General features: G+C 69.8%; 17 protein-coding genes and 1 pseudogene. 8 read left to right on the top strand and 10 right to left on the bottom strand.

Annotated elements, in window-relative coordinates; translation table 11 throughout:
• Window positions 1-43: 43 nt before the first annotated feature.
• The 4 genes from ACIA5D_RS25610 to ACIA5D_RS25595 form a co-directional block, all read right to left on the bottom strand.
• Window positions 44-241: a hypothetical protein gene (locus ACIA5D_RS25610; protein ID WP_396032703.1), complete on the bottom strand. Its 198-nt coding sequence runs from the start codon at window positions 239-241 to the stop codon at window positions 44-46.
• A 117-nt stretch (window positions 242-358) separates the two neighbouring features.
• The gene (locus ACIA5D_RS25605) at window positions 359-1,729 is read right to left on the bottom strand and encodes an MBL fold metallo-hydrolase (RefSeq protein WP_396032702.1); all 1,371 of its coding nucleotides are present in this window, start codon (window positions 1,727-1,729) and stop codon (window positions 359-361) included.
• Window positions 1,730-2,156: 427 nt separating this feature from the next.
• Entirely contained in the window at window positions 2,157-4,388 is a 2,232-nt protein-coding gene (locus tag ACIA5D_RS25600) for an FtsX-like permease family protein (RefSeq protein ID WP_396032701.1), read from the bottom strand.
• Window positions 4,385-5,041 (bottom strand): ABC transporter ATP-binding protein, encoded by a 657-nt coding sequence (locus tag ACIA5D_RS25595; RefSeq protein WP_396032700.1) that lies wholly within the window; start codon window positions 5,039-5,041, stop codon window positions 4,385-4,387. Before ACIA5D_RS25595 ends, ACIA5D_RS25600 begins: the two co-directional genes overlap by 4 nt.
• 132 nt (window positions 5,042-5,173) lie before the next feature.
• Between ACIA5D_RS25595 and ACIA5D_RS25590 the strand changes: the two genes are divergently transcribed.
• Window positions 5,174-6,454, top strand: a complete 1,281-nt coding sequence (locus ACIA5D_RS25590) for a sensor histidine kinase (protein ID WP_396032699.1) — start codon at window positions 5,174-5,176, stop codon at window positions 6,452-6,454.
• Entirely contained in the window at window positions 6,451-7,110 is a 660-nt protein-coding gene (locus ACIA5D_RS25585; RefSeq protein ID WP_396032698.1) for a response regulator, read from the top strand. The genes ACIA5D_RS25590 and ACIA5D_RS25585 overlap by 4 nt, the downstream gene beginning before the upstream one ends.
• Window positions 7,111-7,231: 121 nt before the next feature.
• On the opposite strand, the gene ACIA5D_RS25580 is transcribed toward ACIA5D_RS25585, so the two are convergent.
• From ACIA5D_RS25580 to ACIA5D_RS25565, 4 genes are all read right to left on the bottom strand, one after another.
• Complete coding sequence (locus ACIA5D_RS25580; protein WP_396032697.1) at window positions 7,232-8,041, bottom strand: hypothetical protein; 810 nt, start codon at window positions 8,039-8,041, stop codon at window positions 7,232-7,234.
• Window positions 8,038-8,250, bottom strand: coding sequence for a hypothetical protein (locus tag ACIA5D_RS25575; protein WP_396032696.1), 213 nt, complete (start codon window positions 8,248-8,250; stop codon window positions 8,038-8,040). The genes ACIA5D_RS25580 and ACIA5D_RS25575 overlap by 4 nt, the downstream gene beginning before the upstream one ends.
• An 8-nt stretch (window positions 8,251-8,258) precedes the next feature.
• Window positions 8,259-8,882, bottom strand: a complete 624-nt coding sequence (locus ACIA5D_RS25570; RefSeq protein WP_396032695.1) for a glycosyl hydrolase family protein — start codon at window positions 8,880-8,882, stop codon at window positions 8,259-8,261.
• Between the two features lie 204 nt (window positions 8,883-9,086).
• Window positions 9,087-9,344 carry a hypothetical protein gene (locus ACIA5D_RS25565; protein ID WP_396033092.1) on the bottom strand — a complete coding sequence of 86 codons (258 nt, stop codon included), beginning with the start codon at window positions 9,342-9,344 and terminating at the stop codon, window positions 9,087-9,089.
• Here ACIA5D_RS25565 and ACIA5D_RS25560 point away from each other — a divergent pair.
• Window positions 9,283-9,699, top strand: a pseudogene (locus ACIA5D_RS25560) (hypothetical protein); the annotation flags it as partial. The gene ACIA5D_RS25565 and the pseudogene ACIA5D_RS25560 overlap by 62 nt on opposite strands.
• Before the next feature lie 103 nt (window positions 9,700-9,802).
• Here the strand turns inward: ACIA5D_RS25560 and ACIA5D_RS25555 are convergent.
• Entirely contained in the window at window positions 9,803-10,435 is a 633-nt protein-coding gene (locus ACIA5D_RS25555; RefSeq protein WP_396032694.1) for a TetR/AcrR family transcriptional regulator, read from the bottom strand.
• Between the two features lie 44 nt (window positions 10,436-10,479).
• Between ACIA5D_RS25555 and ACIA5D_RS25550 the strand changes: the two genes are divergently transcribed.
• From ACIA5D_RS25550 to ACIA5D_RS25530, 5 genes are all read left to right on the top strand, one after another.
• Window positions 10,480-11,484 carry an aldo/keto reductase gene (locus ACIA5D_RS25550; protein ID WP_396033076.1) on the top strand — a complete coding sequence of 335 codons (1,005 nt, stop codon included), beginning with the start codon at window positions 10,480-10,482 and terminating at the stop codon, window positions 11,482-11,484.
• A gap of 153 nt (window positions 11,485-11,637) precedes the next feature.
• Entirely contained in the window at window positions 11,638-11,781 is a 144-nt protein-coding gene (locus tag ACIA5D_RS25545; RefSeq protein WP_396032693.1) for a hypothetical protein, read from the top strand.
• A 109-nt stretch (window positions 11,782-11,890) separates the two neighbouring features.
• Window positions 11,891-13,171 (top strand): multidrug effflux MFS transporter, encoded by a 1,281-nt coding sequence (locus tag ACIA5D_RS25540; protein WP_396032692.1) that lies wholly within the window; start codon window positions 11,891-11,893, stop codon window positions 13,169-13,171.
• An 85-nt stretch (window positions 13,172-13,256) separates the two neighbouring features.
• Complete coding sequence (locus ACIA5D_RS25535) at window positions 13,257-13,682, top strand: zinc-binding dehydrogenase (RefSeq protein ID WP_396032691.1); 426 nt, start codon at window positions 13,257-13,259, stop codon at window positions 13,680-13,682.
• Between the two features lie 261 nt (window positions 13,683-13,943).
• Entirely contained in the window at window positions 13,944-14,852 is a 909-nt protein-coding gene (locus ACIA5D_RS25530) for an LLM class flavin-dependent oxidoreductase (RefSeq protein ID WP_396032690.1), read from the top strand.
• A gap of 205 nt (window positions 14,853-15,057) precedes the next feature.
• Here the strand turns inward: ACIA5D_RS25530 and ACIA5D_RS25525 are convergent, their stop codons facing one another.
• Window positions 15,058-15,894 (bottom strand): alpha/beta fold hydrolase, encoded by an 837-nt coding sequence (locus ACIA5D_RS25525; RefSeq protein ID WP_396032689.1) that lies wholly within the window; start codon window positions 15,892-15,894, stop codon window positions 15,058-15,060.
• Window positions 15,895-16,078: the final 184 nt, after the last annotated feature.

Genomic DNA, 16,078 nt, shown 5'->3' with positions numbered 1-16,078 from the left:
CGGGCACAGCGACACCGACGACAGCACGGTGCTGCACGTACCGTCAATCGGCCTGGTCGCCGCCGGTGACGTGGTCTACAACAACGTCCACCAATACCTCGCCGAAACCGGCGACGGCGGCGCCGAAGGCTGGCACCGGGCGCTCGACGTGGTCGCCGCGCTCACCCCGCGAAACGTGGTCGCCGGGCACAAGGATGCGACGCGCGACGACAGCCCGGCAAACATCGACCTGACCCGCCACTACCTCGACGAGACGAGCACGTTGCTGGCCGCCCGGCCGTCCCGCGAGGACTTCTTCTTCGACGTCAAACTATCGACGAGCCGGATCCGGAAGGCGAAGACGCGACCACGCCCGGGTCTAGGCCGACGCTGTCCGGGTCTCTGCGTACGGGTAGCCGTCGAAGTGTCTGAGCTGGACGCGCCTACGCTGCCGGGTTGCCGGATCCGGGGTTGCCGCGTCGAAGGTGAAGGGCTTGAGGTAGTCGCTCGGGTCGACTGTCCATCGGATGTCCGGCCATTCGCTTGGGGGAAGGCCCATGTTGCGAAGCTGCTGGAGGTAGATGGCGTAGTGCACGACCGCCTTCGTCTCCCCGACATCGGAGCCGCCGGTGGTCTGGTGGTTCGGAACGAACACTCGCGGCCGGAGCGCCTGCTGGTAGTCGACGAGGTCGCGCAGCCCGTTGTTGAGGAAGTTCGCCGTCCCGACGGCCGCCGAGAAGAAGTCCACCGGCGCCATGATCTTCAGGATGTCGGTGATGCGCTTTCCGTCGGCGGGTGTGCCGTCCGGCCAGGCTGATCCCTTGCCCTCCCGGAGCGCGCCGATGGTGTCCTGCCAGGCGAGGGAGAAGTTCGAGCCGGTGCGCAGGGTGATGTTGTAGAAGATGGCCACCGGCCCGCCGGCGCCGCCACCCGTGCGCAGGTCCATCTGTCCACGAACAGGTGGGTCGGATGGGCGGAGGGGAACGCCGGGCGGGAACAGCGCGGCGTCGCGTGGGTCGACCGGCAGGACACCGTCCGCGGGAATGAGGGCGTTACGTGGATAGGTCGAGTCGTACGGTGTTGCGATGGAGTGCAGGTGGCGGAACGCGACCACTTGGGCGAAGGGCTCCAGGATCTTGAGGCGCAGGATTTGCGTTCCGGGCACGGACCCGGTGGTGGTTACCGTGACCAGCTTGAGGGTCGCGTCACGCGGGAAGCGGGCGACCGGATCGTTCTGAATCGCCGGGTCTTTGCTGATGCGCTCGAAGTCGCTGCGCATCACACCGCAGGTCTCCTCTGATGCATAGAGCGTCGCGCCGGTCTTGCCCGCCAGGTAGGCCGCGTTCTCGGCATGGTCGGAGTGCCCGTGGCCGAGCAAGATCGCGCTGGGCGCCACATCGACAAGATCCTTGATCACAACCGGGGTACGCCCCGGAGTGACCTCGAGTCGCGTGATGAAGGTGTCGAGGAGGATCACCCGGCCGGCTACTGCGAGAACGAAGCTGGAATTGGTGGTCCACGAAATGATCACCCGATCCTGAGGTAACAGGCCGGTTCGTGGGTCGACGTTCTCCACGCCGAAGATCAGCCGTCGGGCGGCGATGGTCTCGGATCGGCGGGCGTTCGCTCTCTCGGCCACAGTGAGGTGATCGGCGGCGAAGGCGGACGCGGGCGGGGCTCCCACGACGCCGGCGGCCGCGGCGGTGCCAGCGACCGCGGCGCCCGCAGTGATGACAGTTCGGCGTTTCACTCAGTTACTCCTTCGAGCGGTGGGACTGCGTTGCAGGCCTCACATCTCCCCGGACCGGACTTGGACCGCGGGATGAAGGCCGAAGCATCCGCGACGGACGGAAAGGGTTCTTGGAGCGGCACATTGCTGGTCCACTCTGCGGACCAGTTGAACCGAGCCATGGACTGACCTTAGGGTCGGGCGAGGGGCGAGCGCAACGTCTATCGATATGCGAGCCAGGGCGTCGTGGGGTTGGCCACGGCCAGTGCCGCACCCGGGTGCACCTGCGGGTCATCGACTTGTCGGACCTCGACCATGTGAACCTCATCGTCCATGCTTTCGACTCGAAGCCTGCCGGCGCATGGGTCGAATTCGAGCAGGCCCGCGTTCTTCCGAGGTTTAGGCGCCCGGCCCCCTTCCGGAAGCCGGGCGGGCGTGCGCACGGCCGCTATTCGGTGCGTAGTGCCGTTGCCGTTCTCGTCCGGGCGGCCCACCCGGCCGGGAGCAGGGCGCCGCCGGCCGCGATGACCAGGCCCGCCAGTGCGAGGGCGGCGATCAGGCCCGGGGCGTACACATCGATGGTGGATTGCGGAAGGCGGATGCCGGCGCCGCGGGCCATGGCGGGCAAGGCCCAATGGTGGATCAGGTATCCGGCCGGGACGCCGGCGAGCCCGCCGATCAGGCCGGGGATGCCGACCGAGGCGACGACCATCGCGGCGGTCTGCTTCGGCGTCATTCCCACCGACTTGTGTACGCCGATGTCGTGCACCCGGTCGCGCGAGTCGAGCACGACCGCGTTGAGGACGCCGAGGCCCGCCACGGACACCAGGAGCGCCGTGAGGAGGGCGGTCAGCGAGTCGAGGATGATCAGCGTTCCGTCCGGGCCCTCGGTCCGGGTGGCCTCGGCGTGGATGTTCTTGCTCGTCAGTGCCTGAATGTAGGCGGTGCGGTCGGTGCCCGGCTTGAGTTTGACGTACCACTCCAGGATCGGTTGAAGGGCCGGGATGCTGGCGACGTCGGTGTAGAGGTGGTTGTTGGCGCTGCCATCGAACGCCTCGCCGACCAGGGTGAGCGGTTCGTGGCCGGCGCCGGTCACCGTGTCGCCGATGTGCTTGCCGGTGGCGGTGAGGAAGGCAGTATTGACGACCGCCTCGCCCGGTGCGGTGTACCAGCGGCCGTCGAGCATCTCGTACCCGGCCCAGCCGGCGTCGCCCGTGGTGACGGTGCCGCGGGCGGCCTCGCGCAGGCCGTCGACCGCGATGTCGGCGGGTCCGCGGCCGTAGTACTGCCCGGTTCCCGGCGCGGCGGCAATGACGGCGCTCGGGTCCGCGCCGTCTCGGTCGGGCGCGACAAGCAGGTCGGCCGAGGCATCGGGTCTCTGGTCGGCGGCCTGGACCTGGCGCAGCGAGCTGGCCAGCCCGATGGCGAACGTCGCCGCCGCCGTGCCGAGCCCGATCGTCAGCAGCATGGCCAGCAGCCGGGCGGGTCTGGTGAACGGCTGGGCGAGCCCGAGGCTGAGCGGCCTCGGCAACCGGGTGCGGGCGGCGAGGCGGGCGGCGACCCGGCCACGGCCGCTGCGCGGGGTGCGGCCGACGGCGAGCGCGTCCACCGTACGGAGCCGGGCGGCCCGCCACGCGGCCGGCGCCGCGGTCGCGGAGATGAGCAGCACCGCGGCGATGATCGCGGCGGCGTCGACCCAGGGGGTGACCGACATCGGGACGGTCCCGAACAGGTCGGCGACATCAGCCGTCAACGGCACCGCGAGAAAATTGCCGGCGACGATGCCGAGGGCCGCGCCGATCAGGCCGGGAATCAGTGCTTGGACCAGGCACGCGCGCACCACCTGCGACGGGGTCAGCCCGAGCGCCTTCATGACACCGATGCGGCGGGTGGCCGAGGCGACCGAGCCCGCGGTGACGCTGCCGATGACCAGGGCGGCCAGGGCGAGGCCGATCAGCCCGAACGCGCTCAGCAGGGGCACGTACAGCTGGGTGCGGTGCGCGGCGTCGTTGCGTACGTCGAGCCAGGATTGGGTCTGTACGCCCGGGCCGAGCGCGTTCTTGTGTGCGGTCATCGCGGCCTCGGTACCGGCGTCGGCGTACCGATAAAGCATTTGCCAGCCGGTCTGCCCGAGCGCGGCAGCCTCGGCGGGTGTCACCCAACCCTGCGCGGTCTGGCTGAGCGACCGGGCTTCGCCGACGACCGTCAGCGTCGACCCGTTCTGCAGTTGCAGGGTCGTTCCGGTGGGGATCCTCAGGTTGGCGCGGGCCACCACGATCTCGCCGGTGGTGCGCGCCCAGCGCCCGGCCAGCAGGGTGACCTTGTCGATCGAGTCGCTGCCCGGGTCCGCTCGCCCGACGACCTTCAGCGGCGGGGTCGGCGGAGTTCCGGGGTCCTCCTTGATGACGGCCGTGGCCACCGGGAACGGGCCGATCGCCCGCTCGGCCTGCGACGAGGTGGCCGCGGCCTGCTCCTCGGTCGTCTTCGCGGGGTCGAAGAGCGCGGTCAGGTGCGCGCCCTTCTGCTGAGCGAACGCGTTGGCGAACGGCGCCGAGGACGCGGCCAGCAGCAGGCCGGCAAGGACGGTCGCGGTCACGGCCATCGTCGTCGCCGCGATGATCACGATCGTGGAGACGCGGCGCCGCTGCGCCCCGCGCACCACGGTCCGGATGGCGCTCACGCCGCGACCTGCCCGTCGACGAGGCGTACGGTGCGGGTGGCGACGGCGGAGGCAAGGGCTTCGTCGTGGGTGACCAGGACGATCGTCTGGCCGTCGGCGTGCAGGTCGACCAGAAGTTTGCGGACCTCCGTGCCCGACGCCGTGTCGAGCGCCCCCGTCGGCTCGTCCGCGAGAAGCAGCGGCGGCCGGTTCATCAGCGCCCGCGCGACCGCGACCCGCTGCCGTTCTCCGCCGGAGAGGCGGCCGGGGTAGGCGTCGGCATGCCGGTCGATGCCGAGCGTCTCGAGAAGCTCGCGGGCACGCTGGCGCGACTTGGCGGCGGGCCGGCCGGCGATCTGAGCGGGCAGCAGCACGTTGTCGGCGACGGTCAGGTCGTCGAGCAGGTTGAAGAACTGGAAGACCAGGCCGATGGTGGCGCGGCGGTAACGGGCGGCGGCAGCCTCGCTCAGCCGGTCCACGCGGGCGCCGCCGACCGTGACGGTGCCCTCGGTGGGGCGGTCGAGGCCGGCGATCAGGTTGAGCAGGGTCGACTTGCCGCTGCCGGACGGGCCGAGCAACGCCAGGCATTCGCCCTCGGCGACGTGCAGGCTCAGGTGGTCGAGGGCGGCCTGGGCGCCCTCGTAGCGGCGGCTCACATCTACGACGTCAATCATGGTTGGGGACGTTAGGGACACCCGGGCACACAGGTCGTCGGCCGCGAGAGCGCATTCGCGGTGCGGGGTCATCCTTGCGGCGTAGTCGGGAGATGGATGCGTGCTGTTCGCCCGGCCGGACACAATGAGCCGGTGACCGCTGATCCACCGCTGACCCGCGTCGCGAAGGCCCTGCGCCGGTCCGGCCCGCAGCCGCGGCTGACCCGCCGCAACTGGGCCTTCGACGTCCTGCTGGTCGCGGCGTTCATCGTGGTGGCGCTCAGCGGCACCGACATCACCGGGCACCTGTTCGAGACCACCAGCGACGCGGCGATGATGGCGCCTCTCCCGGACGTTCCCGACGTGCTGGCGATTCCCGTGCCTCCCTACGAGCGCCACCTCATCGATCCGCAGGGGCCGGGCTGGATCGCCGTCGCCGCGATCCTCCCGCTGCTCGTGCGCCGCCGTTACCCGCTGGCGACGCTCATGGTCATCCTCGGGATCACGGTGATATCGCTGCACGGTGAGATGCCGGGCACCGACATCCTGCGGGTCTCGTTCTACGCCTGCGTGATCGCCGGGTACACCGCCGCCGCGTACAGTCCCTACCGGTTGTGGGCCCTGGCCGCGCTGCCGGTCGCGGCGCTGCTCTACAGCTCGTTCCGCGATCTCGCCGTGCCGATCGTCCCGGTCGGGACGGTGCCGTTCCTGGTGCTGCTGCCCATCGGGCTGGCCGTCAACGGCATGCGTACCTGGCGCCAGCATGCCGACCGGCTCCGCCGCGAACGGGCCGACGCGCTGCGCGAGGCCACCCGCCAGGAACGCGCCCGCATCGCCGGCGACCTGCACGACATCGTCACCCACAATGTGTCGATGATGGTCATCCAGGCCGGCGCCGCCCGTAAAGTCCTCGACAGCGCGCCCGATGCCGCCCGCGACGCCCTGCTGGCCGTCGAGGAGGGCGGCCGCGCGGCTCTCGGCGAGCTCCGCGGCGTCATGGGCCTGCTGGCAGCGGCGGACGACGACGAGAACACCCTCACTCCCCAGCCCGGCCTGGCCCAGCTTCCACCGCTGATCGACCGTGTCCGCGACGCCGGCATCGACGTCACCGTCACCACCAGCGGCGACCGGTACCCGTTGCCCGCCGGCCTCGAACTCACCGCCTATCGCGTCGTGCAGGAAGCCCTCACCAACACCGTGAAGCATGCCTCGGGTGCCCGCGCCGCGGTCGACGTCACGTACTCGCCGGACGAACTGCGCATCACCGTCACCGACACCGGCGGTCAACCGACGCCGGAATCCGCCACCTCCACGGGGCGCGGTCTGGCCGGCCTGCGCGAAAGGCTCGCTGTCTACGGCGGCACCCTTCAGGCCGCGGCCCGCCTCACCGGCGGCTACCGGGTTCAGGCCCAGCTGCCCGTGGAACACCGATGACCGAGCCGCTGCGGGTCGTGATCGCCGACGATCAGGCGCTCGTGCGCGCCGGTTTCCGGATGATCCTCACGGCGGACGGCATCGACGTGGTCGGCGAGGCCGAGAACGGCGCCGAAGCGGTCGAGGCGGTCCGGAGCACCGGCCCCGACGTGGTCCTGATGGACATCCGCATGCCGAACATGGACGGCATCGAGGCCGCCCGCCGCATCCTGGCCGGCGAGGACCCGCCCCGCGTCATCATGCTGACTACGTTCGACCTGGACAACTACGTCTACGCGGCCCTTGGCCTGGGCGCCAGCGGTTTCCTGCTCAAAGACGTCACCCCCGAGTACCTGGTCGCCGCGATCCGCATCGTCCGTGACGGTGACGCCCTGCTCGCTCCGAGCATCACCCGCCGCCTCGTCGAACGCTTCACCACACCCGAACCGCGGGAGTCGCCTCTGCACCGCGACCTCGCCGCTCTGACACCCCGCGAACGCGAGGTCCTGATTCTGGTCGCGCAGGGCTTGAGCAACGTCGAGATCGCCGGCCGCCTCTTCCTGTCCGAAGCGACCGTGAAGACACACGTCGCCCGCATCCTGGCCAAGCTCGGCCTCCGCGATCGCGTTCAGGCCGTAGTCGTCGCGTACGAGACCCGCCTCATAACGCCCTCCTGAGCACCGGCGTGGCCGCTCATCACGGCAATGGCACATCTCCTGATCAGCTTGGCGATCGCCCTCTCCGTCGTGAGCGCCTGGTTCTGGTACGCCGGTCGCCGCGCCGCAGAGACAAGTGGTCCTAGCCGAGCACCAGGATGTCGCCGTCGGCCACCCCGACGTCGCGGGCGCTGCTGCTGCCGGTCGCCAGGACGTGCGCCGGCGCGCGGTGGCCGCCGATCACCTCGATCCGCTGCAAGGGCTGCGACGTGGCGATGGCCGACTCGCTCCGCAGCGCGGTTCCCAGGCGCAGGGTGAAGGTCAGTACGCCCGTCGCCGCCGGGTCCGGCGTCGCGTAGATCCGCCAGGTGAGCTCGTCGACGCGTTCCATGTCGCGGACCCGGATTCCCGTCGCCACCTCGGTGTCCCGCCGGCCCGCGAGCGGAAGCCAGCCCGCGACGGGCACGTGCGCCGCGGTGTGGACGTGCACCTGCGCGGCGTCGTCCAGTTGCATCCAGACCACGAACGGCAGCGTGCCGCCGGCGACGGACCCGACGAGGCTGATGTAGTCGGGGGAGCGCGGGTTCGTGGCCTGGAGCTCGGTCCGCGCGACGAGCAGGTGCGACTCCTGATCCGCGTCGTCGATGCTGGTGCCGAGGTCGTGGCCGGTCGCCGACCGCCAGCGCAGGTCGCGGGGCGAGAAGGTGGCGTGGTAGATGTTGCGGTGATAGCGATCGTGCAGGTGTCCCTCGGGGCCGCCGCCGGCCAGGATGTAGACCACCGCGATGCGCTCGGGGTGGGTCGCGCAGGCGGGCTCCTGCCGCAGCTGTCCGATGTAGATCTCGTTCATGTTGTCGGTGCGGTCCAGGGGCGCGATGCACCACCGGTCCCCGGTCAGGTCGGCCGAGCTGCGCCAGGTGAGCCCGTGATCGGTGGAGCGGACGTACTTCATCGGTCGGGTGTCGGTCGGGTACGCTCGTGCACGCCGCCCCAGCTGATGAAGGTCTTGCCGGCCCGGGCGTCGTGGACGCCGCCGGCGACCGGGCGACGGTCGGTGCGGGCGGCCACCGCCGCGGCGACGGTCGTGACGGTGGCCGGTGTGGCGTGGGGGGAAACAACGGGAACCGCCAGCGCGGCGCCCAGAAGGGTTCGTCTCTTCACGACAAGCCTCACAGGGTGATGATGGCGGCGCTGCCGGCCGCGATGCTGACGGAGAGAAGGCCGTGCTCGACGCGGGCGGCATCGGGGGTGCCGGGCCGCAGCTTGCCGAGGCCGTCGACAGTGGCGCCCTGGATTTGCGTCGCCCGGCCGTCGAGGGCGTCGCCGGTCATGCGCAGCACCGTCGCGCCGCGGTCGCGCCCGCCGACGGTGAGCGAGACCCGGACCGGCGCGGCCGTGGTGGCGTCCTTCTGCACGAGAGCGATCCGGGTGTGCCCGTCGTCGCCCCGGACGGCGTACGCGGTCAGGTTGCGATCGGATTCGAGCGAGACCGGCAGGAACCGTCCGGGCCCCATCCGGCGCGCCATCCACAAGCCGTAGTAGATCGGCATGACCTGGTAGACCTGGGCCAGCTCGTACGCCTTGCTGGCGGCGCAGATCGGGGTGTACCGCTGGAACTTGCCGTTCCAGATCGGGTCGTCGCACACGCCGAGACCGCCGTGGATGTTGACGCCGGACAGGCCGGCCTGCGTCATGGAGAGGCTGTAGTCGATGGCCCACAGCGCGGAGGCGTACCGGTTGCTGACCCCGTCGACGCCGCCGCTGTAGGCGGAGTTCGCCTCGTCGACCCGCATCGGCAGGCCGTTCGCGTTCGCGGCCTTCTGCTCGCCTACGTCCCCGCCTTCTCCGAGTGGCTACCCTCCCTGGTCCGGTGAGCGGCGGCCGGGGTACTAGCTAGATGTTCTGTCCACGGACGTTGGTAACGCGGCGGGGCGCGAAGCTGTTCGGTCATCTCGCGGCCGACCAGCTCGTGGCACGAGTGATGAACCAGCGGCGGGTCATCGAACATCCACCGCCGTGCTTTGGCTTGCTGCTGCGGCATTCTTGCCGAGCAGTGCATTGGTCATAGCTGCGACGGCCGTGGTGACAGCGCTGCGATGCTCGGCCAGCCGCTCGGCCGGGTCGTCACCGAGCGGGTTACGAATCTTGGGGTCGGTGGTGTTCCAGGCAAGCGCCGCAGCCAGCGCGATCATCATGACGTCGGTGGCGAGGTTGAGCGACACGTCGTTCCTGCTCACCCCGGTCGAGATCGCCAACACCGTGCTCCCCGAGATGCTCGAGCGCCTGCGGGCGGCGGAGCTGGGCGCCCTTGAAGGCGTCGTCGCGAAACGGCGCAACGGCCCGCACCGGCCCGGGCGGCGCTCAGCGGACTGGTGGACAAAAGTTCCGCTCATCCGTACCCAAGAGGTGGTGATCCTCGGCTGGAAGGCGGGTGAAGGCTGTCGAGCCGGCACCATCGGCTCGGTGCCCTTCGGGGTCCTCGACGAGTCGGGCGCCCCGCGGTTCGCAGGCCATGTCGGCGCCGGCTTCACCGATGTCATGCTGCGGCAGCTGCAGGAACAACTCACCCCGATCGCCCGTCGAACACCGCCGGTACCCGACGTCCCGCGCGAATACGCGCGGCACGCCCACCGGGTCGAGCCCGTGCTGGTGGCGAGGTCGCTTTTCGCAACTGTCTTGACCGGACCAAGGCGCGACACGCCGCGCTCGTGGGTCAGCTCTGCCGCTCGCCGCCGGACGGATGCACGCCGAGCCCGTCGAGGATCAGCGCCAGCATGGGCTGCGACCGGTCGTCGTCTTCAGATGCGGCGCGCCAGAGGGCGCCGGTCAGTTGAAGAAAATCCGCGGGCTCGGCGTCGACGCGGATCGTGCCCTCGCGTTTGCCCGCGTCGAACAACTGCGTGATCGCGCCGATGACCGGCCCGTAGGTCTGCTCGGTGATCGACTTGTGGGCAGTCGGGCTGAGCGCATCGCCGAGGCCGTGCTTCTTGCGCATGGCGCCGACCAGGTCGGTCGTCCACGTCCGCAGCGCCTCCAGCGGCGGCAGCGTGGCGATCAGGTCCGGTGCCGAACCGATGAGCCGGTCGACCTCGTCCTGGTAGATGGCCAGGATCAACGCCTCGCGCGACGGGTAGTTGCGGTACAAGGTGCCAGGCCCGACGCCGGCGAGCTGGGCGATCTGATTCATCGAGACGTTGCCGTCCGCGGTGAAGGCCTCGCGCGCCGTCGCCAGGATGCGGGCTCGGTTCGCGCGGGCGTCGGAACGGACCATGCCACCCCCCTTGTTATCCGGAGACCTCTCCAGTAATTTAGTGGAGACCTCTCCACAACGATAGAGGAGCAGCATGCCGCTACATCAAGCTCGGCACCACCGGCCTCGACGTCTCCCCGATCGCCATCGGCGCGATGACCTACGGCGACCCGACCCGCGGACATCCGGTCTGGTCACTGGACGAGGAGACCAGCCGGCCGCTGATCAAGCACGCCCTGGACGCCGGCATCAACTTCTTCGACACCGCCAACCTCTATTCCTACGGTTCCAGCGAGGAGATCGTCGGCCGCGCGCTCAAGGACTTCGCCGACCGTGACGACGTGGTGATCGCCACCAAGCTGCGCCATCCGATGCGGCCCGGCCCCAACGGCAAGGGCCTGTCACGCAAGGCGATCATGACCGAGGTCGACCACAGCCTGCGCCGGCTCGGCACCGACTACATCGACCTCTACCAGATCCACCGCAACGACCACGCCACCCCGTGGGAGGAGACCCTCGAAGCCCTGCACGACCTGGTCAAGGCCGGCAAGGTTCGCTACCTCGGGGCGTCCTCGATGCACGCGTGGGAGTTTGCCAAGGCTCTCAACCTGCAGAAACAGCACGGCTGGGCCCGGTTCGCCACGATGCAGGACCACTACAACCTGCTGGCCCGCGAGGAGGAGCGCGAAATGATCCCGCTCTGCCTCGACGAGGGCGTCGGCACCATCATCTGGAGCCCGCTGGCCCGCGGCCGGCTCGCCCGAGCCTTCGACGACGCGAAGGCAACCGCCCGCGCGGAGACCGACGGCGCCTACGCCGACCTGCTCTACACCCCGGCGCAAGAGGCCGCGAACAAGGCCATCATCGACGCGGTCGGCGCGATCGCCGCCGAGCGCGGCGTCAGCCGAGCCCAGATCGCGCTCGCCTGGCTGCACAGCCGGCCCGTGGTCACCGCGCCACTGGTCGGCGCCAACACGACCGCCCAGATCGACGACGCCGTCGCGTCGCTGGACATCCAGCTGACCGACGACGAAATCGCTTCGCTCGAGTCGCCGTACACACCCCGATACGACTTCCAGGGCATCTCCGACGAGGCCGAAATGGCGAAGATCAGGGCACGCATCCCCGGCTACGCCAACGCTTAGGCCTACCGGCCACCCCGATGGCTTTGTTGCGTTGTCCGCCGGACGGTCGGGCGCACTGCGGAAAGGAAACATTGCTATGCATGTGGACGCAGTCATCCCAAGCTGCGTGAAGTCCTGCAGAAAGACTTCACCCGCTACGACGAACACGACAGAGTGTTCGGCGCCGCCGACGCCACGCTCTTCTGCCTCGGCACGCCCTCGGTCGGGCTGAGCGAGCCGCAGTACACCCGCATCACTCGGGACTTCGAGAGAGCGCTCCGGCGGCTATGCGACGACCGGGACCAGCTGACGGTGTAAGCGCAAGCGGAATATCAGCTGCTAGGAGGCCATATCCCGCTCATGTGACCGTCATTACCAACTCGGCCTTGAACGGAAGATCCTGGGCGGTCGGCGGCTTGTCGCTGTTGTGGCCGAAACCCGCACCGTTACCCCACCCGAAGACGATCTATCACCTGGAGAGCTGCTCCCCTCAGGGCGCCGCTTCCGGATTGTTCTCGTACTCGGCTTCCTGACCGCGCTCGGTCCGCTCACCATCGACATGTACCTGCCCGCGCTGCCGACCATCACTGACGACTTCGGCGCCACCGCGGCCGCCGTGCAGCTCACCCTGACCGGCACGCTGCTCGGCCTGGCGATCGGACAACTGCTGATCGGCCCGCTTTCCGACGCGATAGGCCGCCGGACGCCGCTGCTCGCCGGCGTCGGCGTCCACTTGATTGCCTCGCTGCTGTGCGTGATCGCTCCCAACCTGGCGATCCTCGGCTCGCTGCGTGTGCTGCAGGGCCTCGGCGCGGCGGCAGCCACGGTGGTGGCGATGGCGATCGTGCGTGACCTGTTCTCCGGTTTCGCGGCGGCGAAGCTGTTCTCCCGACTGATGCTGGTGGTCGGCGTCGCGCCGATCCTCGCCCCGACCATCGGCGGACAGACCCTGCAGTTCACCTCGTGGCGTGGCGTGTTCGTCGTGCTCACGGTTGCCGCCGCCGCGATCATGGCAGCAGCCGCGATCGTGCTGCCCGAGACACTGCCCGCTCATCGCCGCCGCAACGGCGGGGTCGCCGGCACCGTCCGCGACTATGGCCGGCTGCTCGCCGACCGGGTCTACGTAGGCCTCATCCTGGTCGTCGGACTGGCGATGGCTGCCCTGATCGCCTACGTCAGCGGCTCCTCTTACGTTCTGCAAGACAGCTTCGGGCTGAGCGAACAACAGTTCGCGTACGTCTTCGCCGGCGGCGCGATCGGCCTGATCGGCGCCACCCAGCTCAACGTCCGGCTACTACGCCGCTGGACACCCCAGCAAATCCTGACCGGTTCGTTGCTCGCCGGCGTCGGCTTCGGTCTGGTCCTGCTGGTCCTCGCTATCACCAGGATCGGCGGCCTGGCCGGCATCCTGATCCCGCTGTGGCTGGTCCTGGCCACAGTCGGCCTCGCCATGCCCAACGCCCCCGCCCTGGCCCTGTCCCGCCACGGCGAAACAGCCGGCACCGCCGCCGCACTACTCGGCTCAGTCCAATTCGGCCTCGGTGCCCTCGCCGCACCCCTCGTCGGCATCCTTGGCGTCGGCGCAGTCGCCATGGCCGTCGTAGTTTTCGGCGGCATGCTCGCCGCCAGCCTCGTCTGCTTCCTCGTCGTCCAGCCCCACCGCCTTCCCGCCGAGCAGCAGCAGCCAGTCGTAGCCGTCGCCCACTGAGGGGATCGCGTGATGGCGCTGCCGGGCTGGGCGAGCTCGTCGCGTGCCCTGATGCAGGCTGTCCCGACGATCCTGCCGGCTCCGGGTGAGTCACCGCGTCGGGTTTGACCGAGGGTGCAGTAGTCGACGCCGCACCGGCGCCACGATCGCGGTCACCGGTGCGGCGGGCAGCGTCGGCGGTTATGCCGTACAGCTGGCGCGCCATGCCGGCCTGCGTGTGCTGGCCGACACCGCGCCGGCCGACGCCGACCTGATCTCGGGCTGGGGCGCTGAGGTCGTACCGCGCGGCCCTGCCGTCGCCGCCCACTTCCGCGCGCTTGCCGGCGATGGTGTCGACGCCGTCATCGACGCGGCAGTCATCGGCCCTGCCCTGCTGCCGTGCCTGCGTCCAGGCGGCACCATCATGCAGCTGCGCGGTGGCGAAGGCCAGGCCGCGTTCGATCGGGCGGCGGCCGCACGAGGGGTCACGCGGCGCGCATTCATAGGCAGCTGGATGCCCGCAGCATACTGAGCGGGCATGCGGCCGTCACGCTCCATCCGCTGGACGTAGGCGGGTGCGGGGCTCATGGCTCTCCAGTGACTACTACGTGGGCCCCTCGGTCCTGAGGACCGCATGCCTTGGGTGGCGCGGAAGGATGTTCCGCGATCGGCTCGGCCGAGCTCGGGGCGGTGGATGGATCTGGTGGATGCACGGAGACCTGCCCTGCCGCACCGATGAGAACGACCGGCGGGGACGGTCTACCTAGGCAGAGACGATGGCAGGGAGGACCAAATGACGTCGATCAAGTTAGGCGTGCATCTGCCGGCAGCGGGGCGAGCCGCCTCACCGGCGAGCATCGCTGAGGTCGCCGAGGAAGCCGAGCGTATTGGGCTGGACTCGATCTGGTCCTGGGACCGGCTGATGCGGCCAACGGTGCCGATCGCGATGGGCGGTCCGGGCGGACCGGTCATGGAGGCACCGGAGGACTTCGCGACCGTGTACGACCCGATCGAAACGTTGACCTATGTCGCGGCCCGCACCAGCCGAATCAGTCTGGGGACCAGTGTGCTTGACGCGCTCTTCCAGAATCCGGTCGTCCTCGCTCGCCGGCTCGCCACCCTCGACCGGTTCAGCGGCGGTCGGCTCATCGCGGGCATTGGTCAGGGCTGGATGCAGCAAGAGTTCGAGGCGGCGGGCGTTTCGATGAGCAGGCGTGGCGCGGGTTTCGAGGAGCACCTGCTGGCCATGCGTGCAGTCTGGGGACCCGATCCCGTGAGCTTCGCGGGCCGTTACTACCGCATTCCCGAAGCTGACATCGGCCCGAAGCCGGTCCGCCCCGGCGGCCCGAGCGTGGTGGTGGGCGCCGCATCTCCGTCAGCGCTTCAACGCGCGGGACGGCTCGGCCTGGGACTGACGTTGGTTATCTTCGACTGGGACTCGATCCGGGAGAGCATCGCGACGTTCCGGGCGGCGGCGGGTGCCGCCGGCCACGAGCTGGACGGCCTGCCGATCATGTTGCAGGTGAACGGCAGCGTCACCGAAGATCCGGTACGTGAGCCCGCACCGCTGCTCGGTTCGCCCGAGCAGGTCGCGGCCGATTTGGAGAGGGCCGCGAAGCTCGGCGTGGGGCACGTCTTCTGGCATTTCGACGAGAACCCACTTCGTTCGCTTCCGCTTCTGGCACAGTTGCGCCGTGACTGACCAGCCCACCCGCCACGAACTGCGGCTTACATTGCGGACTTCTACCGGTGGTTGGCGGTTCAGCCAGAGCTGCCCTTTACCCGTCGGAGAGCAGGTTTACGAGATCACACTGGGTATCGAGCCGCGGTCGGGAACATCGATGACGAAGGGGCGGATCTCTCTGCGATCGTCCACGTCGCTCACCTCTTGTGCTCGGCGCCCGCGTTCAGACCTGCCGGCCTAGCCACTCCAGGGCCGATTCGGCGTGGTTGACGATGGTGAAGTGGCTGTCGCCTGGGCAGAGCCGCAGCTCGGCCGTCGGGCAGTGGGCGGCCAGCCACCGTCCGTGACTGGCCGGGATGATCCGGTCCTCGGTGCCGTGCAGCAGCCGGACCGGGGCGCCGATGGCGGCGGGATCGCAACCCCAGGGCAGGGCGTAGGAGACGTCATCGTCGATCTGGCCGTACGGCCCGGCGTCGAGAGCGGGCCCGCCGACCTTTCCCAGCCAGCCCCACGCCCCTTCGAACAGGGCGAGGTCGGCCGCGGTGAACTGCGCGTCGTAGCTGAATCCCGACGCCTCCAGCGCGGCCCGCGCAGCGCGGCCGGCCGCCGCAGTCCCCAACGCGGCCACGCCCGACGGCACCATCCCGGCAAACCAGTCCAGCCCGTCGGTGCCGTACGGGGCGATAGCGGCCAGGGTCACCACCGCCCTGACGCGGGCGCCCAGAGCCGCGGCACAGCCGAGGGCGTACGTCCCGCCGCCGGAGTACCCGACCACGGCGAACTCTTCGATGCCGAGCGCGTCCGCGGCCTCCGCCACGTCGTTGGCCACCGACGACACGGTCCGCCCGGGCGCGACGGTGGAGCCGCCGTAGCCGGGCCGGTCGAACGACACCCAGCGCAGTCCGAGACTGTCCGCGGCGGCGAACAGTGGCTCCGGAGGGGCGCCGACGTTCGGCGTGCCGTGGTGCCAGACGACCGGGAACCGCTCGCCCGCACCCGATCCGGTGTCATAGACATGCAGCGTCCGACCGTCCCGCAACTCAACATCCTGCTCGATCATCTCGCCACCCTAAGACGCACCACCGGTCACCGGAGTCCCATCACTCGCCAACGGGCGGCCCAGCACGCCTGAAACAGAATCCCCAAACAAAGGTCACGTGTACGGATCTGCCAGATCAAGATTGGCATCTACGGCGGGTTCGGAATCACAACCGCTTGCTCCTCGGCGGTGATCGCCGAGCAGC

Source organism: Actinoplanes sp. NPDC051513 (genome assembly GCF_044454685.1).
In the GTDB taxonomy this organism is placed as follows: domain Bacteria; phylum Actinomycetota; class Actinomycetes; order Mycobacteriales; family Micromonosporaceae; genus Actinoplanes.
Note: the sequence above shows the minus strand (reverse complement) of the source record. Positions and strands in the feature narration are given on the sequence as shown.